This is a genomic window from Micromonospora sp. LOL_014, from assembly GCF_048060245.1.
Lineage (GTDB): Bacteria > Actinomycetota > Actinomycetes > Mycobacteriales > Micromonosporaceae > Micromonospora_E.
This window is the reverse complement of sequence record NZ_JBHMIP010000009.1, coordinates 101,603-114,374: the sequence shown is the minus strand read 5'-3', so window position 1 is coordinate 114,374 and position 12,772 is coordinate 101,603. Positions and strand designations below refer to the sequence as shown.

The window sequence follows — 12,772 nt, the reverse complement described above, 5'->3', positions numbered from 1 at the left end:
TCTCCTTCGTACGGCTGCGAAATCGTGCCGGCTAGCCGCCCCGCTTGTCCAGTCCTGGTGCCGGTTCGGTGAGCACCAGATCGGCAACGACCGGAAGATGGTCACTCGCCCGCCGCGCCGCTGCAGTGTCCACCACCCGGCAGCCGGCCACCTCGATGCGCGGATCGACGAAGATTGCGTCGATCCGGCGGCGCGGGTCGCGGCCCGGGAACGTGCCGGCCCGGCCCGCACCGGCGGCGGCAGCGGCGTCGGTGAACCCGGCGGCGGCCAACCGCCACGCCGCACCGGTGTCGTCCGGCGGCGGGGCGGCGGTGCCGAGCCGGGCGGCGGTGCCGGGCGACGACAGGTCGTCGGGGTCCGCCGGCGGGTCGTTGACGTCCAGGCCAAGGATCACCGGCCCGTCGACGTCGGCGCAGGCCTGGCGCAGCAGCCGGGCCTGCGCCGGTCGCTCCGTCGGATCAGTGGACAGATGCGATCCGACCACCACGAAGCGGGCCGAGCCGACCGCGCAGCGGGCGAACACCGCGCCGCGCAGGTGCCGGCCGGGCGTCAGCGGGAACCGGACCGACCAGGTGCTCCCCACCCGTACTCGCAGCGTGGTCAGCACCAGGTTGCCCAACGGCGGTGGCCCACCGGATCCGACGACCATCTCGAACGCGTTCGCCAGCGCGGCCGACCTGGTCCGCCACCGCCACCGACGCGGTGCCTCCTGCAGGATCGCCACATCCGGTGCGATCTGGCGGACCACCTCGGCCAGCGCGGCCCGATCGTCACGCTGGCCGTGGATGTTGTACGTGAGCACCCGCAGCCGCACACCGGGCCGCTGCGGCGCGGTCGTCTGGTCAGCCGTCACAGTCTCCTCCTCGGCACGATGTGAAGGGGCCGGAATCCGGCGGGCAGGCCGGCTCAGATCCGCCGGGCGAGGTCGGCCGCACCGACCACACCGGCGGCGTTGCCCAGTTCGGCCGGCCGCACCTCGGCCACCGGGATGCGGACCCGCTGGGCCAGCGCGTCGGTGTACGCCCGTTGAGCGGGGCCGAGCAGCAGCTCACCCGCGTCGACCACGCCGCCGCCGATCACCATCACCTCGGGATCGAGAATCTGCGCCAGGTCGGCCAAGCCGATGCCGAGCCAACGCCCGATCTGTGCGAACGCCTCGCAGGAGACCGGGTCACCAGAGCGGGCCGCGGTGGTGACCATCGGCCCGGTGACCGCCTCGGCGTCGCCGCCGGCCAGGGCGAGCAGTTTGGTCGCCCGGTCCGGTTCCTGCCGGGCGCCGGCACGGGCGAACCGGACCAGGGCATTGCCGCTGGCGTACTGCTCGATACAGCCCTGCCGGCCGCAGCCGCACTGATGTCCGTCCGGGACCGCCAGCATGTGGCCGAGTTCCGCGGCGATGCCGTGCGCACCGCGGACGAGTTCGCCGCCGTACACGATGCCGCCGCCGATGCCGGTGCCCACGGTGAACATGACCATCGAGTCGGCGGCGTCCCGGCCGGCGCCGTGCCGAAACTCTGCCCAGGCCGCGACGTTTGCATCGTTCTCGACGATCACCGGCAGGTCGACCGCCGCGCTCACGTACTCCCGCAGCGGTTCGTCCCGCCAGGCGAGGTTCGGGGCGAACAGCACAGTTGAACGACGTGCGTCGATCCATCCGGCAGCCCCGATACCGACCGCGCCGACCGGGTGGTTCGCCGCCAGCTCGAGCACCACCTCGATGATCACGTCCCGGGTCATGGCCACGTCGTCGGCTGGCGTTTCGTGCCGAGTCCGGGCCAGGACCTTTCCGTCCGGATCGACGACCCCGCCGGCGACCTTGGTGCCACCGATGTCGACTCCGATGGTCAGCGTCACCGCTGCCGCTCCCCTCTGCTGTGCTCTTCGCGCGCCGGTGTCCGCACCGGGTCCGGTCCGGCGGCTGTCCACCGCCGGGGCAGTCGTCCGGCCGGACGGTGCCGGATCAGGCCGGATCAGGTCCCGGCCGGCCATGGTCCGGCGAGGTGGCACCCGACCGGTCCGGCTCCGCCCCGGCGGTATCCGCGCCGGGTGTCGCCGGAGCGGTCACCGCCGGACCGCCGGTGCGGCCCTGGGCTGGTGGTGCGCCTGTCCCGGCGACGTCGACGGGGGCGTTCGTCGCGGCCGACCAGACGTCCCGATCACCCGCGTAGTCCGAATCATCCATGGTCCAGGTGGTCTGGCGCCAGACCTCGTCGTCCGAGGTCGTCCGGCCGGTCGGCGGACCGTGCCGGTCCGGCGGCGGGCCGGCGGGATCCGCAGCCGGCGAACCGGCCGCCGGCTCTGGGGACGCGGTGGGGTCAGCCGGACGCTCCGATTGCCCGGCGGGGTCGGCCGGACGGTCGGGGGCCAGGGCACGCAGCAGGCTGGCGACTCCGGCGGCGAAGTCCCCGGCACCGGCGGCCAGCCGGTCGGCCAGCTCCGGGCTGGGGTCACGCAGCGCCGTGATGGCCCGGCAGACCGGGCAGACGCAGCAGGCCGGGTCGCCGGTGGCGACTGGCCCGGTGCCGCCCAGCAGGTCACGCAGCAGGCCGAGGCCGCCCGCGGCGCCGGCACCGAGCCGCTGGCCGCGCGCCGCCAGCTGCGCCATCGCCAACGCGGTCGCCACCAACCGTTCCGCTTCCGCCCGCGCGGAGCGAGGATCTGTTTCCACCGTCGGCCCGCCCCTAGCCTGTCTCCGTCGCACCGAACTGTTCCACTCGGTGCTTGAGCTGTGTCAGGGCAGCATCCATGATCATTTTTTCGGCCTTGCGGCGGAACATCCCGAGCATCCCGACAGAGAGCTCCACCTCCAGCGTGTAGGTCACCGTGGTGGTTCCATCCCCGTTGTCCTCGATGTCGTACGCACCGTCCTGCCGGCGCTGCATCCGGGACGGCTCAGCCAGCCGCCACTCGATCCGGGACAGGTCCTCGGAGTACTCGTAAATCAACGTGTAGTCGTCTGCGAGCACTCCGGCGTCAAGCACGAAGCGGACCTTACGGGCGTGTCCATCCTCGTACTCCTGGCGCACCTCGACTCGGTCCAGCGCCTCGGTCCACTCGGGGTAGCGCACGAAGTCGCAGATCACCGCTGTCACCCGGAACGCGGGCGCGGCGACGACAATCGACTTGGTGGAGGACTCCGCCATGTGGGGCAGGCTACCCGGTGCCGGGCCAAGATCAAGCCAGTGGCCGACAACCGTCCGGCCGCCGCCGGCAGCGGGCTGACCGCGCAGGTCATCGGTCGCCCGGTAGGTTGCGGGTAGCCGGACGTGCACCGCCGGTCCGGTCCGCCTCAGCCCACGAGCACAAGGAGTGCAGGTGCGCGAGTTCTCCGTACCACCGGTCGTCACGGTCGGTGATGCCGCCAACCTGACCGATCCGGTCTGGGACAACGCCGAGACCGCACCGGACGCGGTCCAGTTCACCCGGCCCGGACCGGACGGGCTGCAGGAGGTGACCTGCCGGGAGTTCCGCGACGAGGTGGTGGCGGTCGCCTGCGGCCTGATCGGCGCGGGAATCAACGCCGGAGACCGGGTCGGTCTGATGAGCCGGACTCGGTACGAGTGGACGCTGCTCGACTACGCGATCTGGTCAATCGGCGCGGTGACCGTGCCGGTGTACGAGACGTCCAGCGCCGAGCAGGTCAGCTGGATCCTGGCCGACTCCGGGGCGGTCGCCTGCGTGCTGGAGACCAACGGGCACGCGATCACCCTGGCCTCGGTCCGCGACCGGTTGCCCGCGCTACGCGAGGTGTGGCAGCTGGAAACCGGCGGTCTCGACGAGATCCTGGCCCGGGGCGGGACCGTCGACGCCGCCCAGGTGCAACACCGCCGCCAGCAGCTGACCTCGAACGACATCGCCACGATCATCTACACCAGTGGAACCACCGGACGGCCGAAGGGCTGTGTGCTCAGCCACCGGAACATGTACGCCGACATCGCCAACGCGATCCCCGGTCTGCCGAACCTGTTCCACGAGGGCGCGGCGACCCTGTTGTTCCTGCCCCTGGCCCACTCCTTCGCCCGGCTGATCCAGATCGGCGCGGTGCACGCCCGGGCCACGATGACCCACGCGGCCGACCCGAAGAACCTGGTCGACGACCTGGCCAGCGTCCGCCCGTCCTTCGTGTTGTCCGTACCCCGGGTCTTCGAGAAGGTCTACAACGCGGCCCGGCAGCGCGCCTACGACGGCGGCAAGGGTGCCATCTTCGACCGGGCCGACCATGTGGCCGTCGCCTACAGCGAGGCTCTGGACACCCCCGGCGGGCCAGGGCTCGGGCTACGCGTCCGGCACGCGGTGTTCGACCGGCTGGTCTACCGGAAGCTGCGGGCCGCGCTCGGCGGCCGGTGCCGCACCGCGATCTCCGGCGGCGCCCCGCTGGGCGCCCGGTTGGCGCACTTCTTCCGCGGCGTCGGGGTGACCGTCTACGAGGGGTACGGGCTGACCGAGACCTCCCCGGCGGTGTCGGTCAACCTGCAGCACGCGATCCGGATCGGCACCGTCGGCCGGCCGTTGCCCGGCGTCAGCGTCCGGATCGCCGACGACGGCGAGGTGCTGATCAGCGGCGACCTGGTGTTCCGGGGGTACTGGAACAACCGGCAGCAGACCGATGAGGTGCTCACCGACGACGGCTGGTTCCGCAGTGGCGACCTCGGCCAGCTCGACGACGACGGATTCCTGACCATCACCGGTCGGAAGAAGGAGCTGATCGTCACCGCCGGCGGCAAGAACGTCGCACCCACCGTGCTGGAGGACCAGTTGCGCGCCCACCCGCTGGTCAGCCAGTGCGTGGTGGTCGGCGACCGACGGCCGTTCATCGCCGCGCTGCTCACCGTTGACGAGGACGCCTGGCCGGGCTGGCTGGAACGCAACGGTCACCCGGCCGGTCGCACAGTCGCCGATCTGCGCGACGATCCGACGCTGCTGGCCGAACTTCAGCAGGCCGTGGACGAGGCGAACCGCGCCGTCTCGGCCGCTGAATCAATCCGGCGGTTCCGGGTGCTGGCCCGCGACTTCACCGAGGCGAGCGGCGAGTTGACCCCGTCGCTGAAGGTGAAACGGGCGGTGGTGCACGCCAACTACGAAGCCGAGATCGCCGAAATCTACGGGGGCTGACTACCATCCGTCACGTGTCCGCACCGACATCCGACGCGCCCCGTCCGCATCCACTCGCCGCGGTGGCGCGCCTGGTCATGCTCGCGCTCGTCGCGGTGCTGACCCTGATCACCACCCGGGACCTCGGCGAACTGCGCTGGGTGGCGCTGCTGGCGGTCGCCGGCGCCCCAGCGGTGCTCGTCCCCCGTCAACCGGTCATCGCCATGCTCGGCCGCCTCGCCGAGGTCGTCATCGTCGGCCTGGCCACGAGCGAGGTTGCCGCCGCCGCCAACCTGCGCGGCTCCATCGGCGCCGGGCTGGGCGCGTCGGCGATGCTGCCGTACCTGTCAGTGCCGTTGACGGTGGCGGTGCTGCAACGGCGGACCCGTGAGGCGACCGCGCTGCTCGGCGTCACCGCGCTCACCCTGGCCCTCAGCGGGTTGTTCACCACGATCGACGGCCGACCGCAGCTGGCCCAGCTCGGCTACGTCGCGGTCTGCACGCAGTGGCTGATCCTGGCCAGCCTCGGCATCCTGGCCGCCGGCACGCTGCAGCAGGTGATGCAGGCCCGTGGGGAGAGCAAGCCGGCCCCGTACGCGGAGGCCACCCGGCTGCTCACCCAGCTGCGCAGCGTCGCACGGCAGCTGCCCGGTGCCACGCTCGACCCCGGCAGCATCTCCGAGCACCTAATCGAGGAGCTGCGGGCGGTGGCGCCGACCGGTCGCACCGCGGTGCTCTCCGGCAGCGGTGGGGGGCGGCTGGTGGTGCTCGCCCAGGCCGGTCTGGATCGGGTCGACTGGGAGACGACCCTGGACGCCGATTCGGCCATCGCCGACGCCTGGGCCAGCCAACTGCCGCAGACCGCGGCCCGCTCGCAGGCCCGGTCGCATCCCGGTGGTGACGTGTCGGCGCTGGTGGTACCGCTGGTCGCCGGGGTGCGCACGGTCGGTCTGGTGATTTTGGAGACGGACAGCGCCAACGCCTACCCGCCGCCGGTGGTCGGCCGGATCACCGCGTTGACCCGCCCGGCGGCGCTTCGGCTGGAGGCCGCGCTGCTGTTCGACGAGGTCCGGTCGCTGGCCACCAACGAGGAACGGCAACGGCTGGCCCGGGAGATTCACGACGGGGTGGCCCAGGAGTTGGTGATGGTCGGCTACGGCATCGACAACGCCCTGGCCACCCTGCCGGAGGGCAGTGACGAAACCGCCGAGGACCTGCGGACGCTGCGCGGCGAGGTCACCCGGGTGATCACCGAGCTGCGGCTGAGCCTGTTCGAGCTGCGCAGTGAGGTTGACCGGCACGGCGGGCTGGCAGCCGCGATTGCCGAGTACGCCCGTACCGTCGGATCGTCCGGCCGGTTGCGGGTGCACCTGTCGCTGGACGAGTCCGGGGCCCGGCTGCCGGCGGCCACCGAGGCGGAACTGCTGCGCATCGCACAGGAGGCGATTACCAATGCGCGCAAGCATGCCGGTGCCGCGAATCTGTGGGTCACGTGCGACATCGACCCGCCGTACGCGCAAATAGAAGTGTCGGATGACGGTCAGGGGATCGCCGACCAACGGCCGGACGGGCGGTACGGTCTTGCAATCATGGCAGAGAGAGCGGAACGTATCCGGGGCCGGTTGGAGATCAGGCCACGGCACCCGAGCGGAACGACCGTGGCAGTGGTGCTCGGAACCTCGCCCCGGCGCGATAGCGTGCGCGATAGCGTGACAGCACCAGAAGGGGAGTAGCCACAGCATGACCACCAGCCCCACACCGACCACCCGGACCAAGGTCCTACTTGTCGATGATCACGACCTCATCCGGAAGGGCCTGCGGCACGCTTTCGAGCGCGACCGCCAGTTCGAGGTCGTCGGTGAGGCCGCAACGGCGGCCGAGGGTGTACGCCAGGCGGGCGCCCTGCAACCAGATGTTGTGATCATGGACCTGCGGCTGCCGGACGGCAGCGGCCTCGAAGCGACCCGGGCGCTGCGCAAGTCCAGCTCCACGATGGGCATCGTGGTGTTGACCATGTACGCCGGCGACGACCAACTGTTCGGCGCGCTCGAGGCCGGGGCCAGCGCGTTCGTGCCGAAGACCGCACCGGCGGACGAGGTGGTCGCGGCGGCCCGGCACGCGGCCTCCTCGCCGAGCGCGTTCACCGCGGCTGACCTGGCCGAGGCGATGAAACGCCGGCTCGCGCCGTCCGGACCGCAACTTTCCCCCCGGGAGGGCCAGGTGCTGCGCCTGCTCGCCGACGGGATGAGCGTGGCCGGGATCGCCAAGCAGTTGTTCGTCAGCGAGTCGACGGCGAAGACGCACATCTCCAAGTTGTACGAGAAGCTCGGCGCGGCGAACCGGGCCCAGGCGCTGATGACGGCGCTGCGGCTCGGTCTGTTGGAGGCGCCGGACGCTCCGAAGTTCTGACCTGGTCGCGTGGTGCCGGCGGCGGGCGGGCCGGCCCACGTCGACCCGTGGCGACTGTGCTCGGTGCGGCGGGACCTCCCGGTTCGGACGCTCTGGATGCCCGGGCACGCAGCGGGCACAATGGCTAGCGCCACCAGCCAAGCCAGCAAACGGCCAGACAGGGACAAAAGGGGCGAAAATGGATCGGCCGCACTGGGCACCGGAGAGCATCGACGTCGAGCGGCCGAGCGTCGCCCGGATGTACGACTACTACCTCGGCGGCTCACACAACTTCGCCGTCGATCGGGCCGCCGCCCAGGCGATGATCACGGCCGTTCCCGACGCCCCGTTGATGGCCCAGGCGAACCGGGCCTTCATGCGCCGCGTTGTGCAATTCCTCGTCGAGTCGGGAATCCGGCAGTTCCTTGACATCGGCTCCGGGATCCCCACTGTAGGCAACGTGCACGAGATCGCTCAACGGCTGGCACCGGAATCGAAGGTCGCCTACGTGGACGTCGATCCGATCGCCGTCGCACACAGCCGGGAGATCCTCGCCGGCAACGACCGGACTACGATCCTGCAGGAGGACCTGCGCAACCCGGAACGGATCCTGCACGATCCTCAGGTGCGCAAGCTACTCGACTTCGACCAGCCGGTCGCGGTGCTGATCGTCGCGGTCCTGCATTTCGTGCCGGACTCCGACGACCCCACCGGGATCCTGGCCGAACTGCGCGCCGCCCTCACGCCCGGCAGCCATCTGGTCCTGTCCCAGGCCAGCGACGACGGTCGCAGCGACGAGGAACGCCGCGAGGCGGACCAGATCTACCGGCGCACCGACAACCCGCTCAACGTCCGGTCCCGGGCCGCGCTGACCAGGTTCTTCGACGGGTTCGACCTGCTACCGCCGGGCGTGGTCTGGGTGCCGCAGTGGCGCCCAGAGTCGCCCGAGGCGGCCGAGGACGCCGAGCGTGCCGTCTTCATGGGCGGGGTAGGCCGACTCGGTGGCTGAGCAGTCCGAGCCGGACGCCGATCCGCCCGGTGGCCGGCCACCGGGCGTCGCCGCCGTCGCCCGGGCCTGGGCCAAGGCGGTAACCGGGACCAGCTACCTGCCGCTGACCCAGGAGCAGTTGGAGGCGTTTCTCGGCGACCTGACCGTACGGCTCGTCACAGCGCTGCGCGCCGAGCCGTTCACCATTCGGGTCGGCTACCAGATCGGGTCGGACCTGGTCGCCGCGCACATCGCCTCGGCGGAAGGGCTCGGCCGCACCATAGAGGTACTCGACCTGCGACTACTGCGGGACCTGGACATCGACGACCCGGACCTGCCGGACCGGATGGCACGGCTGCTCGGCGGTATCGCCACCGGCTACACCCGGGCGCTGCGCGACCGCACCCTGGACGAGCAGGAAACCATCCGCCGCGCGGCGTTGGTCGCCCGGGAGCAGGCCGAGATCGCGCTGCGCGAGAGCGAGGCCCGGTACCGGCACCGGGCCACCCACGACCCGCTCACCGACCTGCCCAACCGGAGCTTGTTCACCCAGCGGCTGGACGACGTGTTCAGCAGGACCGGGCGTACCGGCAGGGACGGACGCCGACTCGGCGTCTGCTTCGTCGACCTCGACGGTTTCAAGATCGTCAACGACACCCTCGGTCACCACATCGGGGACCTGCTGCTGGTCTCCGTCGCCGAGCGGCTGCGCCGGGGCGTCGGCGAACACCTGGTGGCCCGCATCGGTGGCGACGAGTTCGTCATCCTGGTCGCCGACACCACCTGCACCGACGACGTGCTCAAGGTCGCCGAAGCCGCGCTCGCCGCGATCGGCGAACCGGTCGTCGTCGACGGCCACGAACTGACCGTGACCGCCAGCATCGGCATCGTGGAACGCCTGGTCGCAGGCACCACTCCGAGCGAGGTGATGCGGGCCGCCGACGTCACCCTGCACTGGGCGAAATCGGCGGGAAAGGGCCGGTGGGCACTGTTCGATCCGGTGCGCAACGACCACCAGTTGGCCCGGTACGCGCTGTCGGCGGCGATGCCCGCCGCTCTCGACCGGGGCGAGTTCTACCTGGACTACCAGCCGCTGGTCGCGCTCGCCGGCGGCGCGCTGCTCGGCGTCGAGGCGCTGGTCCGCTGGCGGCACCCGACGATGGGGGTACTCGGGCCGGACCGGTTCATCTCCCTCGCCGAGGACTCCGGGCTGATCGTCCGGCTCGGATCGTGGGTGCTGGCGGAAGCCTGCCGGGAGGCCCGGCGCTGGCTGGACCGCAGCGCGAACGCCCCGTTCGTCAGTGTCAACCTGGCTGTCCGGCAGGTCAACGACCCCGGTTTGGTGCGGTACGTGACCGAGGTGCTCGCCGACACCCGGCTACCAGCCGACCGGCTGCAGCTGGAGATCACCGAGAGCGCCCTGATGAGCACCGCTGACGGACCGGTCCGCACCCTGCGAGAGCTGGCCGACCTGGGCGTACGGATCGCCATCGACGACTTCGGGACGGGCTACTCCAACCTGTCCTACCTTCGCTCGCTGCCGGTGCAGGAGCTGAAGCTGGCCGGGAAGTTCGTCGAAGGGCTCCGTGCCCCGGCTGGCACCGACCGGACCGACGAGAGCATCCTGCTCACCCTGGTGACGCTGGCCCACACGCTGCGGCTGACGGTCACCGCCGAAGGAGTGGAGACCGCCGGGCAGGCCGAGCGGCTCCGGGCAATCGGCTGCGACGCCGCCCAGGGCTGGCATTTCGGCCGGCCCGGACCAGCCGACGGGATCACCGAACGACTCGGCTGACGCCGCAAGCAGCCGCCCACCGCAGGGCCAGGCGACGCCGCTGAGGGGTCAGGCCGCCCCGAGGTCAGCGCCGGATTCAGGCCACCGGGGCCAGGCCGCTCAGCCGGCCAGCAGCGACGCCAGCCGCTGCGCCTGGGTGTCCCACCGCCACTCACGCTCCACCCAGGTCCGACCGGCGGCCCCCATCCGCCGAGCCAGCTCCCGGTCGGCCAGCAGGCCCGCCAGCCGGTCAGCCAGCTGGCTCGGGTCTCGACCGTTCACGACGTACCCGGTCTCGCCGTCGCGGACCGCATCCGGCGCGCCGCCGGAATCCCCGGCCACCACCGGCAGCCCGGTCGCCGATCCTTCCAGGTAAACGATGCCCAGGCCTTCCACGTCGAGCCCGCCGCGACGGGTGCGGCAGGGCATCGCGTACACGTCCCCGGCGGCGTAGTGCGCCGGCAGTTCCGCCCAGGGCACTGCCCCGGTGAAGGTGACGTCGTCGGCCACCCCGGCGCGCCGGGCGAGTCGTTGCAACCGGCGGCGGTCCGGGCCGCCGCCGACGATCAGCAACGCGGCGCCCGGCACCCGACGCCGAACCAGCGGCCAGGCCCGGATCAGCGTGTCCTGACCCTTGCGCGGCACCAGCCGGGACACACAGACCACCACTGGCCGGTCCGACAACCGGTGCCGGCGGCGCACCTCGCCGCCGTCGACGCCCGGATGGTAGGCATCGGTGTCCACCCCCGGGGCGAGCCGACGCAGCTCGGTCAGCCCGCCGATCGCGCGGTCCAGCCGGACCCGGGTGTACTCCCCCAGGTAGGTCACCACGTCGGCGGCGCTGGCGATCCGACGCAGCATCGACCTCGCGCCGGGCAGCGCGGCCCACCCCACCTCGTGCCCATGAGTCAGGGCCACCGTCCGGCTGATCTCGACCCGCCGGCGCAGACCGTCGGCGAGCAGGCCGAGCGGCGCGGCCGCCCCGAACCAGACGGTGTCGCAGCCCCGGGCCCGCGCCAGGGCGGCGGTCTGCCGGGCCACCGCCGGCGTGGGCAGCAGCATGCCGGTCGGGTTACGGATCACCTCGAACGGCTGTTCGGCGTCGAACCGCTCGGCACCGTCGTAGCTCGACGCGTAGACCACGATGGTCTGTGCGGGCTGCCGCAACGCCAGATTGTGCACGAACGACTGGATGCCGCCGGGCCGCGGCGGGAAGTCGTTGGTGACCAGCAGGGTGCGGATCATCGGCCCGCCTGGTCGGCGTACCTTCGGGCCGCCGCGATCCGTTCCACGGTCGACGGGTGCGTGGCGGAGTAGAGGTACTCCCAGCGGGGCGGGTCCGGATCGGCGAGATTGATCGCGGACAGCCGGCGGTGCACCGCCGCGTACGCCGCCGGGTCACCGTGCAGCGCCAGCGCGTGCTCGTCGGCGCGGGCCTCGATCCGGCGCGACACCAGCGCCTGCGCCGGTGTCGCCACCAGGCCGACCAGCGTGACCACGGCCAGCAGCAGGGCGATCGACCGCGGCTCAGCGATGTCGGCGACGCCGGCCGCCCGCAGCACCGGCCGCCAGCTGCCGAGCAGGTACAGCCCGATGACGGCCGCGGCCGCACCGAGTGCGCCCAACCCGGTACCGGTCAGCACGTCCCGCGCGCGGGCGTGGCCCAGCTCGTGGGCGACCACGGCGGCCAGCTCCGCCGGAGGCGCCTCGAGCAGCAGGTTGTCGTAGACGACGATCCGCCGGGTGGGGCCGAACCCGGACACGTAGGCGTTGACCGCGCGGGTACGCCGGGACGCGTCGGCGACCAGCACGTCCCGCACCGGGACGCCGTCGCGCTCGGCCAGCTCCAGCAGCTGCGTGCGCACCGGACCGTCCGGCATCGGGGTGAACTTGTTGAACACCGGCTCGACCAGTACCGGCAGAACGAACGACAGCAGCACCACCAGGGCGGCCGCACCGGCCGCGGCCAGCGCCCACCACCAGCGGGGGGCAAGCCGAACGACGGTGTAGAAGCCGAGCAGGGCCACCGTCGCGATGACCGCGCCGACCGCGTACGACCGGACCAGGTCCAGCCCCCAGCCGGCCCAGCCCTGCGTGGCCAGCCCGTGCTCGGTCAGGATCCGGTGCCGCCAGGCGGCGAACGGCAGGGTCAGCAGGTCGGCCAGGAACACCACGAGCAGCCCGCCGAGCAACGCCTGGGCGGCCCAGTGACCGCCGAACGGCCGGCCGGCGACCTCCACCAGCCGGGCACCGACCGGGGTGAACCCGAGCAGCAGCGCCACGAGCAGGCCGGCCAGCATCGCGCCGTAGCGACCCGGGCGCAACGCCGCCCGCAGGGCCCGCCCCCGTTCGACCTGGTCGACGGGCAGCTCACGCAGGGCGGCGAGCTGGTCGGCGCGGGGCACCGGCGGCCGCTGCCACGGCACCAGCACTGCCGCCGCGACGACGACCGCCACCACCAGGACGACGAAGGTGACCAACGCCCATGCGCGAGGCGTCATCGGGCTCCTTCCGCCGGCCGGTCGCCCGAC

The 12,772-nt window shown here is 72.2% G+C and carries 11 protein-coding genes; 5 read left to right on the top strand and 6 right to left on the bottom strand.

Annotation, left to right across the window (positions count from 1 at the left end):
- Positions 1-31 precede the first annotated feature (31 nt).
- The 4 genes from ACFHW1_RS10420 to ACFHW1_RS10405 form a co-directional block, all read right to left on the bottom strand.
- Positions 32-853, bottom strand: coding sequence for an endonuclease/exonuclease/phosphatase family protein (locus tag ACFHW1_RS10420; protein ID WP_416551566.1), 822 nt, complete (start codon positions 851-853; stop codon positions 32-34).
- A 53-nt stretch (positions 854-906) separates the two neighbouring features.
- Complete coding sequence (locus ACFHW1_RS10415) at positions 907-1,854, bottom strand: ROK family glucokinase (protein ID WP_416551564.1); 948 nt, start codon at positions 1,852-1,854, stop codon at positions 907-909.
- A 106-nt stretch (positions 1,855-1,960) separates the two neighbouring features.
- Positions 1,961-2,668: a hypothetical protein gene (locus ACFHW1_RS10410; protein ID WP_416551562.1), complete on the bottom strand. Its 708-nt coding sequence runs from the start codon at positions 2,666-2,668 to the stop codon at positions 1,961-1,963.
- A gap of 13 nt (positions 2,669-2,681) precedes the next feature.
- A complete protein-coding gene (locus ACFHW1_RS10405; RefSeq protein ID WP_416615308.1) occupies positions 2,682-3,143 on the bottom strand; it encodes an SRPBCC family protein in 462 nt (153 codons plus the stop codon).
- Between the two features lie 172 nt (positions 3,144-3,315).
- Between ACFHW1_RS10405 and ACFHW1_RS10400 the strand changes: the two genes are divergently transcribed.
- From ACFHW1_RS10400 to ACFHW1_RS10380, 5 genes are all read left to right on the top strand, one after another.
- Complete coding sequence (locus ACFHW1_RS10400) at positions 3,316-5,112, top strand: AMP-dependent synthetase/ligase (protein ID WP_416551558.1); 1,797 nt, start codon at positions 3,316-3,318, stop codon at positions 5,110-5,112.
- A 71-nt stretch (positions 5,113-5,183) separates the two neighbouring features.
- Positions 5,184-6,824, top strand: a complete 1,641-nt coding sequence (locus ACFHW1_RS10395) for a GAF domain-containing sensor histidine kinase (protein WP_416551808.1) — start codon at positions 5,184-5,186, stop codon at positions 6,822-6,824.
- A 7-nt stretch (positions 6,825-6,831) separates the two neighbouring features.
- Positions 6,832-7,500, top strand: a complete 669-nt coding sequence (locus ACFHW1_RS10390; protein ID WP_123602728.1) for a response regulator transcription factor — start codon at positions 6,832-6,834, stop codon at positions 7,498-7,500.
- A gap of 178 nt (positions 7,501-7,678) precedes the next feature.
- The gene (locus ACFHW1_RS10385) at positions 7,679-8,488 is read left to right on the top strand and encodes an SAM-dependent methyltransferase (RefSeq protein WP_416551555.1); all 810 of its coding nucleotides are present in this window, start codon (positions 7,679-7,681) and stop codon (positions 8,486-8,488) included.
- Positions 8,481-10,262 (top strand): putative bifunctional diguanylate cyclase/phosphodiesterase, encoded by a 1,782-nt coding sequence (locus tag ACFHW1_RS10380; RefSeq protein WP_416551553.1) that lies wholly within the window; start codon positions 8,481-8,483, stop codon positions 10,260-10,262. Before ACFHW1_RS10385 ends, ACFHW1_RS10380 begins: the two co-directional genes overlap by 8 nt.
- Positions 10,263-10,361: 99 nt before the next feature.
- Here ACFHW1_RS10380 and ACFHW1_RS10375 read toward each other — a convergent pair whose 3' ends face one another.
- Both ACFHW1_RS10375 and ACFHW1_RS10370 read right to left on the bottom strand, forming a co-directional pair.
- Positions 10,362-11,486: a glycosyltransferase family 4 protein gene (locus ACFHW1_RS10375; protein ID WP_416551551.1), complete on the bottom strand. Its 1,125-nt coding sequence runs from the start codon at positions 11,484-11,486 to the stop codon at positions 10,362-10,364.
- Positions 11,483-12,742: a M48 family metallopeptidase gene (locus tag ACFHW1_RS10370; protein ID WP_416551549.1), complete on the bottom strand. Its 1,260-nt coding sequence runs from the start codon at positions 12,740-12,742 to the stop codon at positions 11,483-11,485. The genes ACFHW1_RS10375 and ACFHW1_RS10370 overlap by 4 nt, the downstream gene beginning before the upstream one ends.
- Positions 12,743-12,772 lie beyond the last annotated feature (30 nt).

What these genes read in the sequence shown, in the direction of transcription:
- ACFHW1_RS10405 (WP_416615308.1), bottom strand. Translation starts at nt 3,143, where the DNA reads ATGGCGGAGTCCTCCACCAAGTCGATTGTCGTCGCCGCGCCCGCGTTC.
- ACFHW1_RS10390 (WP_123602728.1), top strand. Translation starts at nt 6,832, where the DNA reads ATGACCACCAGCCCCACACCGACCACCCGGACCAAGGTCCTACTTGTC.
- ACFHW1_RS10385 (WP_416551555.1), top strand. Translation starts at nt 7,679, where the DNA reads ATGGATCGGCCGCACTGGGCACCGGAGAGCATCGACGTCGAGCGGCCG.
- ACFHW1_RS10375 (WP_416551551.1), bottom strand. Translation starts at nt 11,486, where the DNA reads ATGATCCGCACCCTGCTGGTCACCAACGACTTCCCGCCGCGGCCCGGC.
- ACFHW1_RS10370 (WP_416551549.1), bottom strand. Translation starts at nt 12,742, where the DNA reads ATGACGCCTCGCGCATGGGCGTTGGTCACCTTCGTCGTCCTGGTGGTG.